Consider the following 23,983-nt stretch of genomic DNA (forward strand, 5'->3'; position numbering starts at 1 on the left):
ACGTAAAGTCTTGGCCGACACCGACCGGCGGACGGAGGAGCGGCATGGGCTTTCGACCTGACAGCCATCGGCCCGAGACCCTGAAACGGCGTGACGCGTTGCTCGATGCGGCGATCGCCATCATCGGCGAGGGCGGACTCGGCGCGCTGACCCACCGTTCGGTCGCGTCGCGCGCAGGACTTCCCAATGCGACGACGAGCTACTTCTTCGCATCGATCGACGCCCTCGCGGTGGCCGCGATGGAGCGTGTGGTGAGCAAGGCCTCCGACCAACTGGCGCAGATCGGCCGCGGTATCGACGGGCTCGACGAGGCCGCGGACACCGACCAGGTCATCGCCGATGCACTCGAATTCCTCTTCGCGGAAACGGATTCGGAGACGATCACCCAGTTCGAGTGCTACCTGCTCGCCGCCCGGCGCCCCGAATTCCAGGCGCAGGTCGGCGAGATGATCGGTACTTTCGCCGGCATCGTCGAACGCGGCCTGACCGCCATGGGCGTGGAGGGCCCGGAGACCAAGGCACGGGGCATCGTCGCACTCGTCGACGGTTTTGCCCTCCACCGACTGGCCCACGGCCGCTCCGCAACCGACGATCAGGCCCTACGGACCACGATCGCGATGCTCATCGCCGCGCCGGGCGCCGGATAGCGACTCAACTCCGCACCGCGATCCGCCGCTGCGACAGATCGTCGAGCCAGTAGGCGTGATCGTGGTCGACGACGAGCAACTCTTCGAACTTGGCGCCGAAACCGCCTGCGCGGATGTGCGGTTCGATGGCCCAGATCCCGGTCTTCGGACCGGTGTGGTGCGGCCCGAGTTCCTCGGGCAGCACCGCCCGGCTGATCACCTTCAGCAGGAAACCCGGCGAATGCCAGCTCAGCATGTAGCCGAACGGCTTCTCCGGCAGGTAGAAGGGCAACTGCGAGAAGAACTTCCCGTGCCGGTACACGCGGTGACCGAGAACGTGGCCGACGTACCCGTCGACCGCGCTCTCGTACCCGGCGTCACGCATTCGCTCCACGACCCAGCCGAAGACATCGTGTGCGCGTTCGGGATTCGCGAACTGCGCGGGCAACTCCGCACGAAGGGTCGAGAGGAAATCCTGCGCGCGAGCGAGTTCGGGCGGGTCACCGACGGCCACGGTGTAGGCGACGTCACCGGTATATCCGTCGATCACCGGTGCGCAGTCCAGGATGGCCACATCGGTCGGGTCGAGCGTCCGGCCCTCACCGCGAGCAGGCCCCCACTCGGAATCCGGTGCAAGCGTCCGCGGGCCGAACGCGGCGATCGGCTTGTGCAGGCTCGTCCGCACCCCGCAGTCGGCCAGGTAACTTCGCATCGTCTCCTGCACACGGGATTCCGTCCAGCCCGGCCGCATTTCCTCCGCGACCGCCTGCGCGCATTCGAAGGCGACACGCTGTGCCGCACGGTAGCCCTCGACCTCGGCGGTGGTGAGCGGACGGGCGGATCGGGTTCTGGGCGCCGACAGGCGCCGCAGAATACCGTCCTCGACGGCGGTTCGCGCATGATCGATCGATGTCATCGGTCCTCCTTCGATCTGACGACTCGGTGCGGCATGGTGGCCTAGCGACCACCCGTGGGCCGCGATGCTCGCGGCGGATGGGCGGGCAGGAACGGTTGCGCATGCGGATTGCTCACGTGGCACCCCGTGATGCCTGCGGAGCGGCCCGCCAGCCACTCGTCGAGGTACGGCACGGCATGCGCGAAGAAGATCGGCCCGCCCGCGATGTGCTCCGGCACCGGATCACGGAAGTAGTGCAGGCGCGCGCCGCCCGCGCAGTACTGCGGTACGAGCCTGTCCATCGGGCGCACGGAGAGGATCTCGTCGTTCACGCCGTGGTAGATCAGACCGGGTGTGTCCGGGATGTGATGCCCGAAGGCGTTGGCCGCCACGATCTCTTTCACCGGCGAGCGATCGAACAGCCGTGGCTGCGTGGTGAACTCGTCCATCGACCGGAACGGCGCCGAGAACTCCGAGGTGGCGCACCCCCTGGAGGCGCTCGCACGATACTGCCGGCCGCGGTCGTTGAGATACCGGTCCAGTCCGAAGCCGAAGGCGCGATCGAGGGCCACCGCCGCCGTCATCTGGAGTCCGGCACCGAAGGTCCGATCCAGGAACTGCACCGACTCCCGGTTCAGCACCGGCGCTCCGCCCGCGGCGAATCCCGCGATCTTCAGCTCCGGCGCATAACTCCTACGCAGCTCGGCGGCGGCGAGAGTGGTGATCGAACCTCCCGAATACCCGACCATGGCAACGTGATTCGCCCGGGGAGCAAGGCCGGACGCGGGAAACGACCGGGCGGCCCGGACCGAGTCGAGGGCGGCGTGCCCCTCCATCTTCCGCACGGCGAACTGCGACTTCGGACCGTACGCGTCGGGGATCGCCACCACCACACCGCGCCGAAGTTGTTGGTAGACAAAGGCAAGAGTTGATTCGAGCAGCAGGTTGACGCTGCCGCCCGCGGCCCGACCACCCGTGCGGAGCTGATAGGACGGCGCACAATCCGGATCCACACTGTCCTCGGCGTCGTGGACGGCGAGCAGTGCGCGTCGCCCACCCGGCGCGGGCCTGCCCTTCGGGACCATCATCGTGGTCACCGTGGCCGTCGGCCGATCGGTCGCGTCCGTCGTCCGGTACAGCAATTGGTAGGCATCCACCCACGACGCCATCGGCACCGGCCCGGCCTGCACATCGACGCGCCGCCACCGCAACACCGCCCCGGGCTCGTGCCGGTCGAGTCCGGCGGGCACGCGATAGAAGGGATCGGTCACCGGACTCTGAACGGCAGCACGGGCGGGAGTCGCCTCGACCCGCACCGCCGTCCAGGGGCCAATCGCTCCGAGTCCCATGCACAGCACGAGGGCGGCCGTCAGGGTCACCCCTCGCCCGATCCTGACCATGAACCGTCCACACACCTGCATCTGCCCTGCTTCCCGACCCCGGATTGATTGCGATGTGAACCTAGTCTCATGCTGGGCATATGTCCAGCCTGCATGCTTCGTTGCAGCTCACGAAGAGCGAAGCGAACGCATGTTCGATCCGGGCGGTAGGCTGGCATCATGACCGCAGGCATGCAGGGCTCGCTGTTCGATCTCGGGTCCGACGACCCGGACTTCGGCGGCCTCGACAGCACCCGGCGGCGAGAGCTGACCGACGGCGCGTGGGTCGACCTCCGGCCGGGCTGGGCCACCGGCGCGTCCGCACTGTTCGACCTGCTCCACGACGGTGTCGCCTGGCAGGCCGAGCGCAGGCAGATGTACGACCGGATGGTCGACGTCCCCCGGCTCGTCGCCAAATATCACCGCGAGAGCGAGTACCCGCACCCGGCGCTCGCCACCGCACGACGCCGGCTCACCGAGCATTACGCGGACGAACTCCCGGAGGGGTTCGCCTCCGCGGGGCTCTGCCTGTACCGGGACGGCAGCGACAGCGTCGCGTGGCACGGCGATCGGATCGGCCGGGGCAACACGCACGACACGATGGTCGCGATTCTCTCGCTGGGTGCGCCGCGGCCGCTCCTCCTCCGCCCGCGCGGCGGCGGCTCATCACTGCGATTCCTGGTCGGTCCCGGCGACCTCCTGGTGATGGGCGGCAGTTGCCAGCGCACCTGGGAGCACGCGGTCCCGAAGGTCAGCGGCACCGGCCCGCGCATCAGTGTCCAGTTCCGGCCGCCCGGCGTCTGGTGACGGCGCTCACCCCGGACGGTCGGCGAGAACGCTCATGGTTTAATCGAATCGTTATCTCACGGGGTCGATCAATCCAGGGGAATCTCCATGACGTTGAAGCATGTGACCGCAGCGGTGCTCACCGGGCTCGCGATGACTGCGGGTATGGCTGTCGCACCCGCGACCGCCGGCCCCCTCGATTCCCTGTTCGGGAGCGCAGGAAGCTCGGATTCCGGTAGCTCCAACATCCTGGACACGGGCAGTGCGATGCTCGGTTCCTCGGGCGGCAAGAAGCAGCAGCACTACGGCAAGCTGGGCCGCGCCGGCGCCCCCAACGGCGTGAAGTCGATCAACGTGTGGGTGTACTCGCCGAAAGCCAAGGCCATCAGCCCGGGCGTCTATCCCCGGAACTCGCACCTCGGCGTGCGCTGGAACTCCACCATCGACGCGGGCCCCGTCGTCGAGGGCAACGAATGCAAGATGGGTATCCGGCTGAGCGGCCCGAAGGTCCCCAAGAAGTCTCAGTTGACCGGCACCAAGAGCTGCACGTCGAAGAAGACCTTCCTGCTGCGCGCGCCGGGCGAGTACTCGATCACCGTGACCGACGGCATCTCCGGCGCATCGAACGCCATCAAGTTCACCGTCCAGTAGTCGCGGAGCCGGTCTCGATACGCACGCTCGCTGCGCTCGCGGGCTACTCGACCAGCGGTGGACGCCCCCTCGGCCGCTGATCGAGTAGGACGAGGCGCCAGCCGAGGCCGTATCGAGATCCGCCCCCAACGGGAAGCGAAACGAGAGGGCGCCCTCCCGGGATCACACGTCCACGGTGATCCCCGTCAGCTTCTCCGACTCCGCCCATAGACGCGACCGGAAGGCCGCGTCGTCGGCGGCCTTGCGGTACCCCGACGGACCGGGCGGCCCCTGCATCCCGAAAAGTGCTGTCGGGCCATAGAATCCGCCCGAGATGGCCGATGGGGACGTCGCCGCGTAGAGAGACGGGAGCGCTCCGTCGGCCGCTGACTGGACCAGTGGCGTCCTGTTCACCACACCCATCACGGTGTCCATGAACGATTCCGTGTGGCTCTGCAGATCCGTTGCGGCATAACCGGGATGGGCGATCGTCGAGGCCCTGGGCCGGTCCGGCCGATCCGATGCGGCCAGGCGCACGGCCAGTTCCTTCCCGAACATCAGGTTCGCCATCTTCGAATCGCCGTACGCGGGCCAGCGCTGATACCGGCGCTTCTCCCAGTTCAGATCGTCGAGCTTGATCCGGCCGATCTGGTGCATCGCCGACGACACGGTGACGACCCGGTCGGAGATCTTCGGCAGGAGCAGCGCGGTCAGCGCGAAATGCCCCAGATGGTTTGTGCCCATCTGCATTTCGAATCCCTGCGCGGTCCGCTGCAACGGAGTGCCCATGACGCCCGCGTTGTTGATCAGGATGTCGGCGCGCTCGACGCCGTCGGCGAAGGCGCGCACCGAATCGAGGTCGGCGAGGTCGAGTGCGGCCACCGTGGCGGCCGGACCGATGGTGCGGGCGACCGCGTCGGCCTTCGCGGTGTTGCGGCAGGCCAGAATGACCTGAGCACCGGCACGGGCGAGGGCCGTCGCGGTCTGCTCACCCAGCCCGCTGTTGGCACCGGTGATGATGGCCGTTCGCCCCGTCTGATCCGGAATGTCGGCCGCAGACCAACCCATCGTATGTACTCCCTGCTCGTCGAAATGTCGGCGATCACGCCATGGAACGGACATACCGGCCGTCACCGACCGATCATCCCGAAGGGTAGACGCAACACGCTGCCCACACCGGATTTCCGCGACGGCTTCAGGAGACCGGCGACCACGTCGACGATGTTCGGGGGCATCTGACGCGGTGTCAGCGCGGTGGGTACGAAGACCTCGGTCGGCTGCGGACGGCCCCGGAGCATGCGGGCGCCCACGGACCGCCACTCCTCTTGTTCCTCGTCGTCGGTGGCGGCCATCGCCGCATCACTGGCCAGTACCGGCACCGCTGCGGTCTTCGCCATCTCCGACAGCCGGGCGCATTCGTTCACCGGATCGCCGATCACGGTGTACTCGTAGCGGCGCTCGGCTCCCACGTTTCCCGCGAAGACCATGCCGAAGGACACCCCGATCCCCCACTCGATCGGCAACTCCCCGAGCTGTACCGCGAGTTCGCGAGCCGCGGCCAGCGCCGCTCCGGCCGGATCGTCCAGGGTCACCGGCACCCCGAAGACGGCGAGCGCCGCATCACCCTCGAACTTGTTGACGATGCCGCCGTGATGATCGACGACATCGGCGACCACGGTGAAGAACCGGTTGAGGAGGTCGACGGTCTCCTGCGGATCCTGCTGCGCGGCAATCGTGGTCGATCCGACGATGTCGACGAACAGCACACCGACGACCGCGTTCGTCCCGTGCATACCGGCCCCGCGCCGCAATGCCAGCTCGGCCACGGTGTCACCCACATGGCGGGCGAACAGCTCCCGCATCCGTTCCCGTTCGTCGAGGCCCTCGACCATCTTGTTGAACCCGTGCTGGAGGACGCCGAGTTCGGACGTGTCGTACACGGCCACTTGGGCATTGGTGAGATCGCCCCGGTCGACGCGTTCGACGGCCTGCCGCAGATCGGTCAGCGGATCGGCCAGTGCGGTGCCCACCAGTGCCACCACGCGGGCCCCCGAGGCCAGGCTGACGATGGCGAGAACCGCACTGGCCCAGTCGACCGTGCCCTCCACGGGCGGCAGCATGTCGAGCCACCGGCCGCCGTTGAGGATCAGCAAACCGCCCATCGGCACCGCCGAGCTGACCGCCCACACGGCGAGGAGCCGGCCCCGCACCCCGTGGAGCGCGTGCTGCGCCGGATAGTCCTGCAGCGCAACCACCGACAGGGGGCGGGCGGCACGTTCGGCGAAGACATACGTGATGCACGCGCTCGACAATCCCGCGAGCGCGAACGCCGTGGAGACACCGGCCGCGGTGGCGCCGGTGAGATCGGAGGCGAGAAGCAGGTAGACCGCCACTGCCGCGGCCCAGCCGACCATCGTGCCGTAGACCTGATTCATCGGGATGCGCTGCACGGCGCGCCGTCGCTCGTGGTCGGCGGGCCGGCCGCTGACGAACCATTCGAGCTGTGGCTTCAGCAGCCGGAGGCCCACGAGAACATTCACGAGCATGCCCACGACGATCGCGACGATGACCGCCGGGAAGTTCGGTGCGCCGAGGGTGGTCTCGAAGGTGAGTTGCCCGCCGTTGAAGGCCAGTTGCACAAGCAGAAAGGTCTCGATGCCGAACATGAAGTTGGCCGAGAGGATCGCGATTCCCGCCGACACGAATGCCCACCGCGCCATCCGTCGGCGCTCATCGAGCGTGACCCGTGTCCAGTCACGCCCCGCGGGTTCACTCAGACGGCCCCAGATGAGCGTGGGAGCACCGATCTTGCCGACCGTCGCGAACCCGGCGGACATCCGGTTGCGCAGCGATAGCCTCATGCCCGGCTCCTCCTGCACGTCGGCGGATGTCCGACAAGCCTACCGGGCAGGTAGAACACGTTGCACGCAGCCACCGAATCGAGAAACCCGGGTCGCCACAGAGAATTCGTGGCGACCCGGGTTTCTCCGGAACCGGCGGGAGTGAACTCCCGGCGTGGGTCAGGCCTGCTGGCCGGCCTCGATCTCGATGGTGAGGTTGATCTTGTCGCCGACGACCACGCCGCCGCCCTCGAGCGGCATCTCGATGTCGATGCCGAAGTCCTTGCGGCTGATGACGGTGCTGGCCTCGAAACCGGCGACCGGGCCGTTGCCCATGCCCGGGTTGGTGCCGAGGTACTCCAGCGAGAGCTCGACCGGACGGGTGACGCCCTTGAGGGTGAAGTCACCGGTGAGGACGTAATCGTCGCCCTTCGGCTGGACATCGGTGGACACGAAGGTGGCCTTCGGGAACTTCTCCGCGTCGAAGAAGTCCGCCGAACGGATGTGGGCGTCGCGCTGCTCGTTGCCGGTGGAGATCGAGGTGACGTCGATCTCGGCCTCGACGGACGGGGTGCCGTCCTCGGCGACGCTGATGGTGCCGGTGAAGTTCGGGAAGTCACCGCGCACCTTGCTGACCATCAGGTGCTTCACGGAGAAGCCGACCTGCGAGTGGGCGGGATCGATGTTCCAGATGCCGGGAGCGATGGGTGCGGTGGCGGTCATTGTGTCTCCTTCAGACGAGTTGTCCGGTCGGGGTCGGTTCTCGTGGGCCGGGGTGGCCCAACACAGACTCTAAACGGACCGCGGTCCGATTGCATTCCCGGGAGGCAAAAAAAATTCATGACCACGCGAAGACCGGCTGCTCGAGCCCGTCCACACGGGTGTGCCGATCGCGCAGGACGACCTCGGTGAACTGGTACAACACCGCTGCGGTCGGCGCATGAACCAGCGCATTGGCGATCGGCAACTGGATCACCGGACGCGGAGATTCCGGGATACTCAGGAAGCGAGGTTCGGCCAGCAGGTCGTCGAAGGTGACGAAGAACAGTTCGGCCACCTCGTCGGGACTGGGCACCGGTTCCTGATCGTCGGACCAGCAGACCACCGGCGTGATGACGAAGCCCGAGCGCGTCGGATAGTCGTCGAGCGTGCCGAGGATGGAGTCGTCGCCGAGTGCGATGCCGATCTCCTCATGGAGCTCGCGCAGCGCAGCCGTCCGATAATCCTCACCCGGATCGAGCCGCCCGCCCGGGAGAGCGAACTGGCCGGCATGCCTGCGCATCGTCTCGGGACGCCTGAGCACCCAGACCCCCTGCTCGCCGCCACGCTCGGAGATGGTGATCGCGACCGCCGACTCGACGCCGCCGGGCGGCGCCGTCTGCCGGTCGAAACCGTCGAGGCGATGCCGGATCTCCGACCGATCGAGTGGGAACACACCCTCAGTCCACCATGGATGCAAAAGTTGCGTATGCACACATTTCGGGCGGTGCCCTGCGTCACCTTCAGCGACGGGAATCTGCACGGCGAGTAGCGACGCGTACCGTGCGACGTGGGTCGGGTCCACGTTCGAGACCATGGGGAGACACGATGACCGACGACACCTCCGAACGCATCGAGGCCACCCGCCTCATCGACGCCCCAGCATCGGAGATCTTCGAGGTGCTGCGGCAGCCCTACGGGCACGTGGCGATCGACGCGTCCGGAATGTTGCAGAGCGCCAGCGGTTCTCCGGTATCGGCCGCGGACGAGTCATTCGTGGTCCACATGGACCGCGAGGCCCTCGGCGACGTCGATCTCGGCAAGTACGACGTCGAGGTCCGCTTCGTCACCTTTGAACCGGACACCGCCATCGCCTGGACCATCCTCGGCGCGATCAAGCCGCCCATCGGGCACGTGTTCGGTTATCGACTGGAGCCGCAGGACGGCGGCACGCTGGTGACGTCGTACTGCGACTGGTCGTCGGCGAACCCGAAGTGGAAGCCGATCTTCCCGGTGATCGACGCGAAATCCCTGAAGGCCACCCTCGGCATCCTGGAGCGGGCCGTCAGGCTCGGCTACCCGACGGGTCCGTCTGCCGAGTGACACCTGTCAGGGGCGTCATCGGACCCATGTTCAGGCCCTGCACCCGGGCGACCTCGACGTCGCGCGCCTGGTCGATCGAACCCCAGACCGCCCGGCCACCGCGCGTCCGGCGCAGTGGTCCGATGAACCGGTAGAACGTCTCCATCTCCTCGTCCGTCACCGGACGCGCCGGGCCGACGGTCCCGATGAGACGGATTCCCGGCGGCACCACGAACTTGCCACCGAGAAGCGACCGCAGCCACATCGTTTGCCGACTGTCGACCGCGACGATGGCCACGTTCGGATCGCGGTCCACATTGGCGGCAAGCCTCGTGTTGAACACGTCGAGGTAGGTCGCGGTGCCCCTGCTACCGAGCATCAGTGACCCGATCGGCGTCACGTGGGGCGAGCCGTCACCGTTCGTGCTCGCGATGCTGCAATGCATCGACGAACCCACCGCCCGCCGCACGATCTTCCTGGCCGACGACCACTGTTCCTCACTGATCATTCCGATCCCCCTTTTATTAGAGCGATTACTCCTAAACTAGTGGAGCATAAACTCCACAACATGGGAAGACCCGCGAAGCACACCGCCGACGACTTCATCGACGCCGCCGTGTCCCTGTTCGCCGAGAAAGGGGTCCGGGCGGTCACCCTGGGGGCCGTCGCCGAAGCGATCCACGCGGCGAATGGTTCGATCTACCACCGCTTCCCGGATCGCCCGGCATTGCTCGCCGCGATCTGGCTACGCACCACGAAGGAGTTCGAAACCGCCTACCGGACACAACTCGGCACCGCGACGGTCGAGAGCGCCATCGCGGCATCGGCCTGGGTCGTCGAGTGGTGCCGGGCGAACCCCGAACGCGCACAGGTACTCCAGGCCGGTATGCGCACATTTGATCCGGAGGGCTGGACACCGGAGGCCCGCCGGTCCGCGAGCACCGACGCCGACTTCGAAGCGGAAGCCCGCAAACACATCAGCGAACTGGGCGACTCGACCGCGGCGACGCCCGCTCAGATCGCATTCGCGATGTTCGACCTGCCACTCGCCGTTGTCCGGCCGGCACTTCAGGCCGGGAGGACACCCAGCGAACGCGACGTCGAACTCGTCCGGGAGCTCGTCGGTGTGATCCTTCGTCAGTAGCCGGTGGCGCGCCGAGCAGCGAAGCGCCACAAAATAATCCCCGCTCAGCGACACGGACTGGATTATCCGGTCGACCATGCTGTGCGGGGATTATTTTGTGGGCCATCAAGTTGTCGCGGCGCAGGCGTCGCCCGCCCTGGACCGACAGCTGACATCCGCTGAGCGGAGGAGGCGCTCAGTAGGTGACAACCGCGCGGAACCGGACGTCGCCGGCCGTGACCTTGGCGACGGCTTCGGTGATCCGCTCCTTGGGAAAGACCTCGATCATCGGCTTCACCTGGCCGGTCGCGGCGATGTCGAGTGCTTCGGTGAGGTACTGCAGTCCGTTGTGCGTCGCACCGATGAGCTTCTGCCGCTGGGCGAAGAAGGGTTGCGGCTCGGTCGGAATGGTGAAGTCCGAGAAGGGATCGAGTCCGGCGAGCACGGCACGACCGTTGTGCCGGAGGCCCTTGAAGGCCTCCCTGCCCGCGTCATAGGAATTCGAGCACAGGAGAAGGACATCCGCGCCGCCCGCCGCCTGCAATTCGGCACCGCTGGAAACAACAAGGTCGGCACCGAGGCTGCGCGCCAGATCGTGCTTGTCGGGCGAATGGGTGACGGCGATCGTCTCGTGGCCCGACGCCTTCGCGTACTGCACGGCGAGGTGGCCGAGTCCACCGATGCCGACCACAGCGATCTTCTCGTGCGGCTGTGGTTCGGCCGCGCGCAACGCACTCCACACGGTGTAGCCGGCGCAGAAGATCGGAGCGGCCTCCTCGTAGGAGAGCCCGTCCGGGATCAGGACGGTGCCGGTGGCCGTGGCCGCGATGTACTCGGCGTGGCCACCCTGCGCGGTGAAGCCGGTCAGGCGCGCCTCGGGGCAGTTCACCGCCGCCTGGCCGGAGAGCGGAAGGTTCTCCGTGCAGTAGGCGCACCGCCCGCATGTCGACTGCACCCATGTGGTGCCGACACGGTCGCCCACCTTGCGACCGATGACGCCTGCACCGACCTCGACGACCTCACCGACGACCTCGTGTCCGGGGGTGTTGGGGAACAGGTCACCCGCGGCCCCGCGGGTTGTCCAGATGTCGGTGAAGCAGATTCCGGTGGCGTGCACCTTGATGAGCACCTGGCCGGGTTCCGCAGTGGGAGTGGGGATGTCACGCAGTTCCCAGGTGCCGTTGAGCTCGGGAATGACAGCTGCCTTCATGGTCGCCTCGCCTCTCAGTGAGTTGGGGACGTGCGGATCACGTCCGTCTGACACGGTCGACGCTACGGTTCCCCAACCGCACGGTCACTAGCATGGGACGCCTGATGACTTGCAGTTCGCGACACCTGGTTCGTGACGTGATCGGCATGCTGAATGGCGGATGATGCCAGTGATCGCGATGGGGACGAGAGCTACGATCGGCGCGTGGCAGGTAATCGATTCGACCTCGACCCGAGCATCAAGGTGCTTCTGCACGATCTCGGCGTCTCGCCCAATCGAACCCTGCGGCGCTCGGCTCTGCCCGGTGACCTGTTCTCACGCCGGTCGCCGGAGCTGACGATCGAGGAGTACTACCGGTTGTGGGACGCCATCGACGAGGAGGCCCCGTCGACGGACGGCGGCGCGGATATAGCGGTGAGTATCGGTCAGGCGATCTCGGTCGAGCATTTTTCGCCACCCATTTTCGCGGCCCTGTGCAGTCCGAACCTGGACACCGCGGCGAACAGGCTCGCGACCTACAAGCCGCTGATCGGCCCCGTGCGGCTCGATGTCGACAGCGGCCCCGCACTGACCATCACCTATCGCTGGCCTGCGCAACCACCACCGCTGCTCGGAGTCGTCGAGCTCCTGTTCTGGGTCGCACTCGCCCGCATCGCCATTCGCACGGACATCCGGCCGGTGCGGGTCGACGTGCCGATCCAGCTCCGAGACCGGGCCTCACTGGAAGAGTACGTCGGCACCCGGGTACGACACGGCGACGATTACGTGATCGCGTTCTCCTCAGCGGATGCCGGCCGACCGTTCCTGACCGAGAACGACGCGATGTGGACAGTCTTCGCGCCGGCGCTACAGAGCAGACTCGGCACCCTTCAGGCCTCGGCGACGACCGCCGAACGGGTACGTGCGGCCCTCGTGGAGACGCTGCCCGCGGGCGACTCCTCGATGACGGCCGTCACCAGCACCCTCGCCACGAGCGCCCGCACGCTACAGCGCCAGTTGAACAAGGAGGGGACATCGTTCCAGGCCGTGCTGGCCAGTACGCGCGAAAGCCTTGCGCGCCACTACCTCACGCGCGACGGGCTGCGCACCTCCGAGATCGCATTCCTCCTCGGCTACGCCGACACCAATTCGTTCTATCGCGCATTCAAGACATGGACCGGCACCACTCCGGACGCCGCGCGAGCGGTCACCGGCTGATACCCCGACGGACAGAAGTGATTTCGGTGATATTCGAGGGGCCCAGCCTGATCAGAACCGGTGCAGACCCTCCCGCACGGCACCGCGCACGGCGTCGACCGTGTCCGCGACCGAAAGGCCGGTGGTGTCGAGCACGTGCCGCTCGTAGGCGCCGAGCTCGGCGAACTGATCCCACATCGTCAGGACTGCATGCTCGTCGGTGAGCGCACCGGGCTCGGTGCGCCCCTGCGCCCGGCGCAATGCGGTGCGACGGTCTGGCCGGAGAATGACGTAATGCACTGCCGTATCGGGGTTCTCGCGTGACACCCGCAAGTAGTGATGCAGCATCCAGGGACCGACGATGCCATCGACGATCGTGCCGTAACCTCCTGCGGCATAACCGAATGCGGCCGAAGCGGTCACGCCGACAACCGTCTGATTCTGCGAATCGGATTCCGGGAGGTACGGCGGAATCGCGCCGGAGACGATGGCGTGCCAGAAGTCGTCGGTGTGCAGGTGTACCGCCCGCTCGTATCGGTGGGCGAGTTGCCGGGCGACCGTGGTCTTCCCGGCTCCGGGTGGACCGGTCACGATGATCACGTCACTCATGCGGGCTCGATGCCTGTCACCCAACCGGGCTCGGCAACCAGGTCGCTGAACTCCTCGACCAGCCGCGACAGGTGGAACCCGTCGGCCACGGCATGGTGAATCTGCACCGACATCGGCATCACGATGCGTTCACCGTCGGCCCGAAACCGGCCGAGCGTGAACGACGGCGCGTAATGGTCCCAGCCGGAATGCATGTGGAGCGCAAAGCTCGTGAAGGACGTCCACGGCAGACTCGAGACGTCGAAGAGATTCGGCGGCGGCGGAAAACCTTGCGGAAACGGCGTTGTCGCACTGCGATATTCGGCGAGGAGCCCGATCGCCCGGTCATGAAATTCACCGAAGTCGGGCGAATACCGCATCCAGACGTTGCAGAACGTCTCGCGTTCGGGATTGAACACCGTTAACGATGGATCGACGATGTCCCACACCGAGGGCGTGCCCGAATCATCGACGGTCATCCGGAATTCCGGGTGCCTGTTGACGACCGACGCCAGCGCCCACACCTGCGCCGGATAGGTCTTCCGCCCACACGCGGCCAGCGCTTCCCGTAGAGCCGTCACGTCGACGTCGACGGATATCGAACAGTAGGTCGGACGACGTGAACGGTAGTGCTCGAACCACTCACGCCGCGGCCACCCCTCCGGATCGATGGGCTGCGAAGCTGCCATACGACCAGCCTGCACTCGGAGCCCGTGGGCCTTCAACCCAATAAGCACGCGGCATGCGAACCCGGAAGGACGAGTACCACTCACCCCTCGCCGACAACCTCCAGGATCTTCGCCACGAGGCGTTCACGCGCTTCCGGGGTCATCGGAGAGGCCAGGATGCTCTCGTATCCCCAGGAACCGTCGGCGGCCATTCGCGCGACGAGGCACCGGAGCGACAGGTCGTCGAGCTCGTCGACGGACTGCTCCTCCTCGGGGAACCAGCGCCGGTAGACGCGCTCCCACGGCGCTATCCACTCCGGCTCGTTGGCGGCTTCCATGATGAGCCGCATCTCGACGTTCGTCGGCGACCTCAGCGAGGCGCGCACGTATCCGCGGGTGCGTTCGACAAGCGACGCTCCCTCGGGTTCCCGCCCCGTGGCGTCAAGGAGTTCCTGCTCCATTCGCGCGGCCAGATCCTCGTGAATACCAGTGAGCAGCGCGTGCTTGCTGGGGAAGTGATAGATGAGGCCGCGTTTGGTCACGCCGGCCTGCTCGGCGACCGCGTCGAGCGTCAGTGCTGTGATGCCACGCTCCTCCACCACCGTCAGGGCGGCCTCGATCAATCTGGGTCGTGCACTCGGTCGTGCCATTTGCGTCTCCCATCGACATCGTTAGTATACCTGTTGGTGTAGTACACTACTTGGTGAATAAACACCGCATGGTGAATAAACCCCGACAGGAGACATCTCATGACCGACACACTTGAGCGGGCCACGACCCGGACCTGGGTGGGATTGGCGGTACTCGTGCTGCCGATGCTGCTCATCGCGATCGACGGGGTGGTGCTGATCTTCGCCCTCGCCGACATCGCCGCCGACCTGCAGCCGACCGGCACCCAGCAGCTGTGGATGCTCGACATCTACGCCCTGATGCTCGCCGGTCTGCTCATCACGATGTCGTCGCTCGGCGACCGCTTCGGACGGCGCAAAGTCCTGCTCATCGGCGCGGTCATATTCGCGGTCGCGTCGATCTTCGGCGCACTGTCCACCGCGCCGTGGATGCTGATCGCCTCCCGCGCCCTGCTCGGCGTGGCCGGCGCGATGATCATGCCGGGCACGCTCTCCCTGATCCGCAACATGTTCCTCGACCGCGATCAGCGACGAACCGCCATGGCTGTCTGGTCCGCATCGGGCGCCCTGGGTGCGGCCGCGGGTCCCATCGTCGGTGGCTGGATCATCGAGATCTTCAGCTGGCACGCGGTGTTCCTGATGAACATCCCGGTCATGGTGCTGCTTCTCGTCCTGGCACCGTTCCTCGTTCCGGAGAGCAGGAATCCGAACCCGGGCCGCATCGACCTGCCCAGCATCGTGCTGTCCCTCGCCGGCATGATCTCGTTCGTCTACGGCGTGAAGACCTTCGCCGAGGGCGACGAACCGGGCGTCGCGCTCATCACGTTCTTCGCCGGGCTCGCCCTGCTGGTGCTGTTCGTCATCCGCCAGCTGCGTCTGCCGGTCCCGATGATCAACGTCCGCCTCTTTCGCGTCCGGGCCTTCACCGGCGCGGTCATCACCGATCTGCTGTCGGTGTTCGCTCTGGTCGGTGCGATGTTCGCGCTCACTCAGTTCCTGCAGCTCGTCGCCGGACTGAGCGTCATCCAGTCCGCTCTGTGGATGCTGCCCCAGGCAGCGGTGTCCGCCTGCGCCGGATTCATCGCGGCAGCGCTGGTCAAACGCATCCCCACCGCGCTGGTCGTCGCGGCCGGTGGACTCATCACCGCGGGCGGCTTCGCGATGCTGCTCACCATCAGCCCGGAGACCCCGCCGTGGTTCATCGCCATCACCCTGTGCCTGGTCGGTCTCGGTGCGGGCGTCGGCATGACGCTCACCAACGACCTCATCATGAGCTCGGTACGTCCGGAGCACTCCGGCCAGGCTGCCGCGATCAGCGAGACCGCCTACGAACTCGGCACCGCGTTCGGTACGGCCATCCTCGGTTCGGTGCTGCTCGGCTTCTACCGCACGGGCCTCGCGGATTCCGCTCCGGCGGGTCTGCCCGGCGGTGTCCTCGAATCCGCGAAAGAGACACTCGCAGCGGCGGTCATGCATGCCGGCGAACTACCCGGACAGCTGGGCGCGGCGTTGTACACCGCCGCCACCGAATCGTTCACGAATGCACTCTCGTGGACCGGTGGGATCGCCGCGGGCATCCTGTTCCTGGTGGCACTGTTCGCCGGTGTGATGCTCCGCGGGGTGTCCGCGCAGGCCGACCTCGCCGAGGCCGACCACTGAGTCGAGTCGGTCGGTGCGACGCCGGATTCCGGGCGAGCGACGCCACACACGGCAAGGAGCCGAAGCCGGTCAGCAGGACTCGGTCCTGCTGGCCGCGCTCGACCTCATCGACCTTGGTGGTTGCGGGGTGCCGGCGGCGCGACCTCCCGGGCCAGCCCGGGGGCGAGCACGCGATCCGGCCCCAATCAGTCCTGGCGGACAACACGGCCCGTTTCCCGCATCCGGACTAGCTAGTATGAGCGCGACTAGCGCTGGCAAGCCGGAGAGGTGTGACCACAGGTGCCGTGGAGCAATGAGGAGCGGGAGGAGCGTCTACACGACGTTCTGACGAAGATGAAGGCGATCTTCGTTGCGGACCCTGAGAATGCGGTGCGGAGCCAGGAATTCATCCAGACCTTCCACAGCTTTATCGCCGACGATCTGCGATCCTTCCTCACCACAAAGGCTGCAAGAGCCGGCGTGAAGGTCGTCGAAGAGGCGAAAATCTTCGGCTCGTACAAATCTAAGGACGTCGACGTCGCAGTCATCCACCCGCTTAACGGCCCACTCTTGCTCATCGGAGTGCGGAGCCAAATGAGCTCGGTCGGTAAGAACGTTCTCACGTACTACCAGGACATCATTGGTGAAGCGATCTCCCTGCAGGAACGTTTCCCAATGTGCACCACCGGATACGCCTATCTCCACCCGCTCGAGGTCGTCCCATGGCAAAAGAAGGATGGCAAATGGGTCAAGGCTGAGAAGCCGAACCACAGCCGCTTCGCGCGCATGTACGCAGGGATCGGGGATCGCGACGACCGCCTTTACAAGCACCAGACCGGATCCTATGACCACTTCGCGTACTCGGTGGTGGACTTCCACTCCGACCCGGTGACGCTGCGCGACGACATCGTGTCACTCGCCGTCGATACGCTGGACATGTCGATACGCACGTTCGTGCCTCGGCTGGTGGATACGTTCCATTTACGGAACCTCTGGGTGCAGGACGTTTTCGAGCCAACGCAGAGCGAAGAATTCCCGGATGAGGAGGTCGAGGCGGAACTCGACGACTCACTCCTCGTGTCCGACGGGGAATGATCAACCTCACGCCTGGGCCCTGCGCCACCTTGTGAGAAGGTTCGCTCCTTCCCAAATTGCTGCCAAACCGTCCGCACCGACGAGGCGCTCAATGGAAACAGCGCCGACGGCGTATGCGGCGTCCGCATCACCAGACTGGAGCGCTTTGTCGAGCTCGCTCGCGTCACCGTGATGCGTCGAAGGCCGGTCGAGGATCTGGACGGCGTCCGCCTCACGGGGCACGGCAATCATGATTCCGCCGCCGAGGGAATGAATCTGCAGCTCCGTGCTGAGCAGCGTCAAGGGCGTGTACCAGGAGTCCACCAGGTCGCGTGGCTTCTCGTCTGTACGCACAAAGCCACAAAGCACGCTGTTCGAGGCTACCCAGCCCGCGTCGTTGAGGTGCAGGCGCGGCCGGTCGCTGAACGTGGTCAACAGCAGGTCGGGCACTTTGACGCCGGGCACTCGATACCAGGGTTTGCGGATGCGGCACTTGTACCCCATGTCGACGCCGTCTCGCTCTCCTAGTCCCACGTACTCGCGCTCACCCTTGGTGAGCTTCTCGCCTGGTAGCCACAGCCAGGATGCCGGCCGCATCGAGCTGGTGCCGACGCCGGCGCGCGAGAGCTGGCGCGAGCTTTCGACCGTGGGAATGAGAGAGGGCTTCGGCAGGCGGAACTCCTTGACACTATCGGGGTCAGGTTGAAAGAACTTCTTGTTGCCCGAAACGTATCCGATGTTAAATTTCGCGCGCGTGCCCGCTGGGCCTGAGTGTGGAGCCAGGACGGCCAGGGCCTCGCGTGTGTTCTCGGGCAGGAGTGCGAACTGGAACGCACGTTCGCCCTGAACGACGTCTGAGAGGTCGATCGGCACGCCTTCGCCAATGTCATCGGGCAGATCATCGAGACGGTCGTGCGCGATCTGCTCGACTTGCGAGGTCGAGCCGCCACGATCTTCGGCAAGCAGGATGAGGACGTTTTGCGAGATGTCAGGAAACACGCGCTCACGAAATCGCAAAACTCGGATTCGTCCGAACGACCGGCCGAGCAGCGACCATAGGGGGCGGGCGTAGCGGACGTACGTGAAGTCCAGGGGAAGGACGTAGGCGAGTCGACCTCCCGCGGCGAGCTGCGCAGTGGCCTTGGAGACGAATGGCATCCAGAGGCTGCCGGCGTTGTCCATGGCGAGACCTCCCATGGTGGACGTTGCGGCGTCAAGCGCGTTGCGACGTAGGACGCTGTCGAGCTCGCGCAGACGGACGTAAGGAGGGTTGCCGATGACGACATCGGCCATAGGCAAGTTCGTTGTGGCTAGAAAGTCGCCGATGTGCACACGGTCCTCTGCGACGGCGCCGCTAGCGACGGCCTGGGCCGCAGTGGCCGTGTCCAGCTCGCAGGCGTGCAGGTCGAGCATGCCCCAACCGCGGCTGGCCGCGTACTGCTGGGAAGCGAGGGCGAACTGCCCGTCGCCAACGCTGGGTTCGAGGATCACGCCGGACTCGTTGCGGATCGCCCATCGGACCATGACCTTGGCGGCATCGTCGGGAGTGAAATACGCACCGCGGCTCCGCTCCGCGGTTCGAGCCGCGCGGGCGCTAAGGGCGATTTGGCGACCGAAGTCCTCGATCTCCTCCTGGCGATAGACGTGGCCGTGCATCGTCGCAATCGGCGCCGGCATTGCGGCCGCGATGCCGGAGGTCGCAGTTCGGGAGCGCGTAGCCCAGACGCGGAACGTGTTGATCGAAACGCCGAGCATCGCTGCGGCGCGACGGTTGTCTACCAGGCCGTTCACCGGTCCAAGATCGTCTGCGGTAAGTTCACCGGACTGCGCACTCACGTGAGTACTGTAACGCATCATTACAGCCCGCTCGAGTCAATCTGTGACGAGCCTCCGCGTTGGCGCGAAGGACAAGGCCCCCGGCTGAGAGTGCACCCCCACCCCGCGGCATGCCCTCAGATCGGCCGCCTCCGAGGTGCGGGCGCCGGCCTCAAGCTGGTCTCTGCGGGGTTCGGGCACGCAAGCGTCGCGACGACGCGGAAGATCTACAGTCACCTGTTCGACGGCGAACTCGACCGAGTGGCCGACGCGCAGGAGTGAGTTTGGGTTGTGGCCCACTTTCGGCCCATCCGAAGCCGCCAGAAACCAACGGAACAGAGTTGAGATCTGGACAAGACACAGGAAAGCCCCCTGTAAACAGGGGGCCTTTCTATGGTGGCCAGAGTCGGGATCGAACCGACGACCTTCCGCTTTTCAGGCGGACGCTCGTACCAACTGAGCTACCTGGCCGGAAGGCACGGCATGAAACCGACACCTTTGGCGACCCTGACGGGACTCGAACCCGCGACCTCCGCCGTGACAGGGCGGCGCGCTAACCAACTGCGCCACAGGGCCATGTTCTGTTATCAGCCACCCATCCCCGTAGGGGCTGGGCAAGCGTACCCCCTACGGGATTCGAACCCGCGCTACCGCCTTGAAAGGGCGGCGTCCTAGGCCGCTAGACGAAGGGGGCCGGTTCTCCGTTGGGAGCCGACTTAGCTTAGGACACGCCACATTCAATACACAAATCAGGTGGTCAGGTCGGGTTTCGGCGATTCACTGACGTTCGGCGAGGTACGTCAGGATCGCCCGTACGCGACGGTTGTCCTCCTGCGGTGGCAGGTCCAGTTTCACGAAGATGTTCGCGACGTGTTTGGCGACGGCCGCATCGGAGACCACGAGCTTCTCCGCGATGGCCGCGTTCGATTGTCCCTGCGCCATCAGGGCGAGCACCTCCCGTTCACGCGGGCTCAGGCGATCCAGCACCGACGACCCGACCATCCGTCCGATCACCTCGGGATCGACGACGACCCCACCGGCCGCGACGGTCTCCACGGCCCGCAGGAAATCGGTGACCCGGCCGACGCGCTCCTTGAGGAGGTAGCCGACCGAGCCGCCGGAATCGAGAAGCTGCCGGGCGTAGGCGACCGCGATGTATTGCGAGAGCACCAGCACCGGAAGATCCGGCCTCCCCTGCCGGATCTCCAGTGCGGCGCGCAGACCGTCGTCGCCGTCGTCGGGCGGCATGCGGACGTCGGTGACGACCACGTCGATGTCGTCGGTCACCGCGGCGCGGAGGTCGGTGGCGTTGCCGACGATCTCGGTGACCTCGTGGCCGGCCCGCTCGAGGATGCGGCGCAGTCCTTCGGCGAGCAGCACCGAATCCTCGGCGACGACGATCCGCACCCGTCACTCCCTCCGCTTCGACCAGAACAACCTCGTGGGGCCACCGGCCGGGCTGTCCACCGTCAGGGTGGCACCGACCGCGGCGGCACGTTCCACCAAGCCTGCCAGGCCGGTGCCGGCGGAGATGTCCGCACCGCCGGTGCCGTCGTCGACGATCTCCATCGTGATCGCATCACCGGTCGCGTCGAAGGCCACGGTCACAGTGGAGGCGGAGGCGTGTTTGACGGCATTGGTGACGGCTTCGCTTGCGGTGTAATACATTGCGCGCTCCACCTCGATGGGCCAGCGCGCCGCCGACGGCCAGCCCGGACCGGTGCTCACCCGAACGGGGATGGTCGTGCCGAGCTCCACGCAGGCCGCCGCGACACCGTGATCGTCGAGGACCTGCGGGTGCACACCGCGCACCGTGTCGCGCAATCCGGCGAGCACCTGCTCGACACGTCCCTGGGCATCGGCGAGCTGGTCACGAAGACCCGCATCGTCGGTGGCCAGTTGCAGCTCACCGAGATTCATCGACAATCCGACGAGATCGCGTTGCGGACCGTCATGCAGATCACGTTCGATGCGCCGCCGCTCCCCTTCGAAGGAGTCGACCAGCACACCCCGCGATGCACGCAGATTTGTGACGAGCGTGGCGAGTTCGGCCTCGCGCGGCCCCAGTAGAGCCGCGGCCAGCGACCCGAGTGCCGCCGACACGCAGGCGCAGAGGTACACGCCGAGGACGATCACCGGCAACGACATCAGCGTGACGAGCCAGGCCTCCCACTGGGTGTCGATCTTCCAGCGTCCGAACATCATGTAGTCGGAGCTGACCAGCAGCGGCGCGAACAACATTGCCGCGCAGAAGAATCCGTAGATCATCACACCGATGGACAGCACCGGCGCCAGCGCGGCGACGATCAGCGAGTATCCGGTCTCCCGCCAGGTCGCGGCCTCTCCGAGACGTTCACCGACGCGGGCGGGAAATCCCATGGGCGGCAACACCGGATGCGGATCGACGATCGGAGTCATCCGCAGGAGCCGGACGCGCCGCCGCTCCAGCTTGGCCAGGTAGTACGACCACAGCGGAGCGAAAGGCAGCAGCAGGATCGTGATGTACAGGAAGAAGCAGATCCAGCCGAAGAGCAGCGAACCGATCAGATAGCCGAGGCTCCGCCACGGATCGGAGGACGTTAGGAAGCGCAACGGGTTCCGGGCGAGGGCCGCCCAGGGTGACGGTGGTCGCGGCGCCTGTTCCGGCGACGGGGGTTCCGGCGGTATCTGCTGAGTGGGCATGGTCATCTGTGTTGTGGTGGCGGTGTCATCCATGTCTCCGACGCTAGGTTGCCGGAGGTTGTCACCACACTGATCGTGCCACGAGTCTTCGGGGTAGTGCAGGCACTACCCCGACGAGCACTCAACGACGTTCCGGCGTGAGTTCCTTGGTGTAGAGAGGGGTGCCGGCGGCGTCGCGCAGGGTGACCGTCAGTGTGCGGCTGTCCTTGTCGATGCCGACCTCACCGAAATGCTGGAATCCCTCGGCCGGCGAGGTGTCCGCCTCGGTCGGCGCGTGTACGAATTCGTATCGGGCACCGAAGGTTCCGTCGAGAGGTGACTCCGGGAACGCCCCCGCGTTGAGTGGTCCGGACACGAATTCCCAGAACGGCGCGAAGTCGCTGAACCCGGCTCGATCGGGGTGATAGGAGATGGCAGCGGTGTAGTGGACATCGGCGGTCAGGAAGACGAGCCCGGTGACGTCGCGGGTCTCGCGGAGAATCCGGGAGAAGGCGATCTCCCGGCCGAGCGGCGCGGCGTTGTCGCCCTGCGCAACAGCCTCCATCGACGCAGGCTTTCCCGCAACGGTGGTGGCCTTGTCGGGCACCACGATGCTCAGCGGCAGATCATTGGCGACGACCTTCCAGGTGGCCTTCGAGTTCTTCAGACCGTCGATGAGCCACTGCGTCTGTTCGGCGCCGAGAATTCCGTTCTGGTCCTGCGGATCCCACGCCGCCGGATTGGGATTCTTGTTGCTGCGCATGTCGAGGACGAAGACGTCGAGGAGCGGACCGTAGGACATGGTGCGGTACAGGCGATTCGACGTGCCGAGTTGCACGGGCTGCCACTCACGCCAGGCCTGACGGCCGCGGTCCGTCAACGTGTCGACGCTCATCTCGGTGTAGCCCTTGCGTTTCTGACCGGTGAGATCCTCGCCGGGGAACCAGTTGTTGACGACCTCGTGATCGTCCCACTGGATCACCTGTGGGACAGTCGCATTGAATCGCCGATAGTGTTTGTCGGTGAGGTTATAGGCATAGTTGCCGCGGAATTGGTCGAGTGTCTGCGCCACCTGATTCTTGCCGTCGGCGGTGATATTGCGGTAGATCCGGCCGTCGTTCTGCTTCTGCGTTTCCGGCACCGGGTTGTCGGCGTAGATGGCATCGCCGGAGTGGATGAAGAAGTGCGGTTCACGATCGGCCATCGCACCGAAGATCGTCATCCCGTCGAGGTCGGGATTGATGCCCCAGCCCTGCCCGACGACGTCGCCGGACCACACGAACCGGATGTCGTGCGGGGTCGTCGGCGCGGTGGTGAACACTCCTGTCAGCGGTTCACCGGCGGCGCCGTCCTCGGATTCCAGGGTCACGCGATAGTGCACGGTCTGGCCGGGTTCGAGTCCGGTGACCCGCACCCGTCCGGTGCCGTCGGACGCCGGAGTCACCTGCGGCCCCGCGTGCTTACGGGGATTGGTGAACGATTCCGTCGCCGATGTCTCCACGATCATTCGCGCGGGCTGATCCGAACGCGCCCAGATGAGGGCACCGTCGGCGGTCGCGTCGCCTGCCGCGATCCCGTGCGTCAGAGTCGGCCTGTTCCGCGATACCGACGGCGCCGACGATCCGCACGCCGCGAGCGCCGAGGTCGCCGGGATCAGCAGGGCTCCACCGGCCACCGCACGCAGCAGGGCGCGGCGCGAGACGGGTGTCGAGAGATTCTGATTCGAGGGCCGATTCTGATTCGAGGGCATGGACAGCAGCCTCACCGACGAATCCCACGGCCCGGCAAACCTGAGGTGACATCCGGGTGATGCGCTGTGCCGCAGCGGCCGACCCGGTGCTCAGTCCGCGAGTAACTTGGCGATCGTCTGCGCCGCTCGGTAGCCATCGGGCACTCCGGGCAGAAGTGCCACGATCGACCGGGAGTGGTCGGCGCGCAGAGTGAGGATCTCGCGGTAGGCCGGGGACACGTACCACGAGCGGGCATCATCGAAGCTCGGGAATCCGATGATCACCACCGACCCGGGCAGGTCCCCCTCGACGACCTCGGGCTGCGCCCCGTGCACCAGCCACTCTCCCCCGTACGGTTCGAATGTGCCCTCGACCCTGGACATGTACTCGATGATCTCCGGCCCCATGTCGACATCGTCGAGATAGCCGATCGCGTAGCCGCGTGCAGTCATGG

At 66.2% G+C, this 23,983-nt stretch carries 24 protein-coding genes and 3 tRNA genes; 8 read left to right on the plus strand and 19 right to left on the minus strand.

Annotated elements, in window-relative coordinates; translation table 11 throughout:
• The first annotated feature begins 44 nt into the window (after positions 1–44).
• Complete coding sequence (locus tag AC4JJG_RS02970; RefSeq protein WP_495399017.1) at positions 45–647, plus strand: TetR/AcrR family transcriptional regulator; 603 nt, start codon at positions 45–47, stop codon at positions 645–647.
• A gap of 4 nt (positions 648–651) precedes the next feature.
• Here AC4JJG_RS02970 and AC4JJG_RS02975 read toward each other — a convergent pair whose 3' ends face one another.
• Together AC4JJG_RS02975 and AC4JJG_RS02980 are read right to left on the minus strand one after the other, a co-directional pair.
• Entirely contained in the window at positions 652–1,542 is an 891-nt protein-coding gene (locus AC4JJG_RS02975) for a M24 family metallopeptidase (protein WP_495399016.1), read from the minus strand.
• Between the two features lie 41 nt (positions 1,543–1,583).
• On the minus strand, positions 1,584–2,921 hold the full coding sequence (locus tag AC4JJG_RS02980) for a lipase family protein (protein ID WP_495399015.1): 1,338 nt from the start codon (positions 2,919–2,921) through the stop codon (positions 1,584–1,586).
• Positions 2,922–3,080: 159 nt separating this feature from the next.
• Between AC4JJG_RS02980 and AC4JJG_RS02985 the strand changes: the two genes are divergently transcribed.
• Entirely contained in the window at positions 3,081–3,707 is a 627-nt protein-coding gene (locus AC4JJG_RS02985) for an alpha-ketoglutarate-dependent dioxygenase AlkB (RefSeq protein WP_495399014.1), read from the plus strand.
• Between the two features lie 87 nt (positions 3,708–3,794).
• Positions 3,795–4,337, plus strand: coding sequence for a hypothetical protein (locus AC4JJG_RS02990; RefSeq protein WP_495399013.1), 543 nt, complete (start codon positions 3,795–3,797; stop codon positions 4,335–4,337).
• 162 nt (positions 4,338–4,499) lie between these two features.
• Here the strand turns inward: AC4JJG_RS02990 and AC4JJG_RS02995 are convergent, their stop codons facing one another.
• The 4 genes from AC4JJG_RS02995 to AC4JJG_RS03010 all read right to left on the minus strand — a co-directional run bounded on the left by AC4JJG_RS02995 (position 4,500) and on the right by AC4JJG_RS03010 (position 8,591).
• Entirely contained in the window at positions 4,500–5,384 is an 885-nt protein-coding gene (locus AC4JJG_RS02995) for an oxidoreductase (protein ID WP_495399012.1), read from the minus strand.
• A gap of 62 nt (positions 5,385–5,446) precedes the next feature.
• Positions 5,447–7,153: an adenylate/guanylate cyclase domain-containing protein gene (locus tag AC4JJG_RS03000; protein ID WP_495399608.1), complete on the minus strand. Its 1,707-nt coding sequence runs from the start codon at positions 7,151–7,153 to the stop codon at positions 5,447–5,449.
• A 183-nt stretch (positions 7,154–7,336) separates the two neighbouring features.
• A complete protein-coding gene (locus tag AC4JJG_RS03005; RefSeq protein ID WP_495399011.1) occupies positions 7,337–7,879 on the minus strand; it encodes a YceI family protein in 543 nt (180 codons plus the stop codon).
• A gap of 115 nt (positions 7,880–7,994) precedes the next feature.
• On the minus strand, positions 7,995–8,591 hold the full coding sequence (locus AC4JJG_RS03010; RefSeq protein ID WP_495399010.1) for an NUDIX hydrolase: 597 nt from the start codon (positions 8,589–8,591) through the stop codon (positions 7,995–7,997).
• Between the two features lie 152 nt (positions 8,592–8,743).
• Between AC4JJG_RS03010 and AC4JJG_RS03015 the strand changes: the two genes are divergently transcribed.
• A complete protein-coding gene (locus tag AC4JJG_RS03015; RefSeq protein WP_495399009.1) occupies positions 8,744–9,238 on the plus strand; it encodes an SRPBCC family protein in 495 nt (164 codons plus the stop codon).
• On the opposite strand, the gene AC4JJG_RS03020 is transcribed toward AC4JJG_RS03015, so the two are convergent.
• A complete protein-coding gene (locus tag AC4JJG_RS03020) occupies positions 9,201–9,725 on the minus strand; it encodes a pyridoxamine 5'-phosphate oxidase family protein (protein ID WP_495399008.1) in 525 nt (174 codons plus the stop codon). The genes AC4JJG_RS03015 and AC4JJG_RS03020 overlap by 38 nt on opposite strands.
• A gap of 60 nt (positions 9,726–9,785) precedes the next feature.
• Between AC4JJG_RS03020 and AC4JJG_RS03025 the strand changes: the two genes are divergently transcribed.
• Positions 9,786–10,361 carry a TetR/AcrR family transcriptional regulator gene (locus AC4JJG_RS03025; RefSeq protein ID WP_495399007.1) on the plus strand — a complete coding sequence of 192 codons (576 nt, stop codon included), beginning with the start codon at positions 9,786–9,788 and terminating at the stop codon, positions 10,359–10,361.
• Between the two features lie 175 nt (positions 10,362–10,536).
• Here AC4JJG_RS03025 and AC4JJG_RS03030 read toward each other — a convergent pair whose 3' ends face one another.
• Positions 10,537–11,550: an alcohol dehydrogenase catalytic domain-containing protein gene (locus tag AC4JJG_RS03030; protein ID WP_495399006.1), complete on the minus strand. Its 1,014-nt coding sequence runs from the start codon at positions 11,548–11,550 to the stop codon at positions 10,537–10,539.
• 204 nt (positions 11,551–11,754) lie between these two features.
• On the opposite strand from AC4JJG_RS03030, the gene AC4JJG_RS03035 reads away from it, so the two are divergent.
• On the plus strand, positions 11,755–12,747 hold the full coding sequence (locus tag AC4JJG_RS03035; protein ID WP_495399005.1) for an AraC family transcriptional regulator: 993 nt from the start codon (positions 11,755–11,757) through the stop codon (positions 12,745–12,747).
• A gap of 51 nt (positions 12,748–12,798) precedes the next feature.
• On the opposite strand, the gene AC4JJG_RS03040 is transcribed toward AC4JJG_RS03035, so the two are convergent.
• The 3 genes from AC4JJG_RS03040 to AC4JJG_RS03050 form a co-directional block, all read right to left on the minus strand.
• Positions 12,799–13,335, minus strand: a complete 537-nt coding sequence (locus tag AC4JJG_RS03040) for an AAA family ATPase (RefSeq protein ID WP_495399004.1) — start codon at positions 13,333–13,335, stop codon at positions 12,799–12,801.
• Positions 13,332–14,003 carry a CatA-like O-acetyltransferase gene (locus AC4JJG_RS03045; RefSeq protein ID WP_495399003.1) on the minus strand — a complete coding sequence of 224 codons (672 nt, stop codon included), beginning with the start codon at positions 14,001–14,003 and terminating at the stop codon, positions 13,332–13,334. The genes AC4JJG_RS03040 and AC4JJG_RS03045 overlap by 4 nt, the downstream gene beginning before the upstream one ends.
• An 80-nt stretch (positions 14,004–14,083) precedes the next feature.
• Positions 14,084–14,632 carry a TetR/AcrR family transcriptional regulator gene (locus AC4JJG_RS03050; protein WP_495399002.1) on the minus strand — a complete coding sequence of 183 codons (549 nt, stop codon included), beginning with the start codon at positions 14,630–14,632 and terminating at the stop codon, positions 14,084–14,086.
• Between the two features lie 99 nt (positions 14,633–14,731).
• On the opposite strand from AC4JJG_RS03050, the gene AC4JJG_RS03055 reads away from it, so the two are divergent.
• A complete protein-coding gene (locus AC4JJG_RS03055) occupies positions 14,732–16,270 on the plus strand; it encodes an MFS transporter (RefSeq protein ID WP_495399001.1) in 1,539 nt (512 codons plus the stop codon).
• A gap of 279 nt (positions 16,271–16,549) precedes the next feature.
• Positions 16,550–17,344, plus strand: coding sequence for a hypothetical protein (locus tag AC4JJG_RS03060; protein WP_495399000.1), 795 nt, complete (start codon positions 16,550–16,552; stop codon positions 17,342–17,344).
• A 6-nt stretch (positions 17,345–17,350) separates the two neighbouring features.
• Here the strand turns inward: AC4JJG_RS03060 and AC4JJG_RS03065 are convergent, their stop codons facing one another.
• The 8 genes from AC4JJG_RS03065 to AC4JJG_RS03100 all read right to left on the minus strand — a co-directional run bounded on the left by AC4JJG_RS03065 (position 17,351) and on the right by AC4JJG_RS03100 (position 23,981).
• A complete protein-coding gene (locus tag AC4JJG_RS03065) occupies positions 17,351–19,159 on the minus strand; it encodes an Eco57I restriction-modification methylase domain-containing protein (protein WP_495398999.1) in 1,809 nt (602 codons plus the stop codon).
• 373 nt (positions 19,160–19,532) lie between these two features.
• Positions 19,533–19,609: transfer RNA gene (locus AC4JJG_RS03070), tRNA-Phe, on the minus strand.
• Positions 19,610–19,637: 28 nt separating this feature from the next.
• Positions 19,638–19,714, minus strand: a tRNA-Asp gene (locus tag AC4JJG_RS03075).
• A 45-nt stretch (positions 19,715–19,759) separates the two neighbouring features.
• A tRNA-Glu gene (locus AC4JJG_RS03080) sits at positions 19,760–19,832 on the minus strand.
• An 83-nt stretch (positions 19,833–19,915) separates the two neighbouring features.
• Complete coding sequence (locus AC4JJG_RS03085; protein WP_495398998.1) at positions 19,916–20,545, minus strand: response regulator; 630 nt, start codon at positions 20,543–20,545, stop codon at positions 19,916–19,918.
• Positions 20,546–20,548: 3 nt separating this feature from the next.
• Complete coding sequence (locus tag AC4JJG_RS03090) at positions 20,549–21,853, minus strand: sensor histidine kinase (protein WP_495398997.1); 1,305 nt, start codon at positions 21,851–21,853, stop codon at positions 20,549–20,551.
• Positions 21,854–21,941: 88 nt separating this feature from the next.
• Complete coding sequence (locus tag AC4JJG_RS03095; protein ID WP_495398996.1) at positions 21,942–23,549, minus strand: alkaline phosphatase D family protein; 1,608 nt, start codon at positions 23,547–23,549, stop codon at positions 21,942–21,944.
• Between the two features lie 90 nt (positions 23,550–23,639).
• Positions 23,640–23,981, minus strand: a complete 342-nt coding sequence (locus AC4JJG_RS03100) for a DUF1330 domain-containing protein (RefSeq protein WP_495398995.1) — start codon at positions 23,979–23,981, stop codon at positions 23,640–23,642.
• Positions 23,982–23,983 lie beyond the last annotated feature (2 nt).

The sequence above is a fragment of the Gordonia sp. B8661-1 genome, from assembly GCF_059427765.1.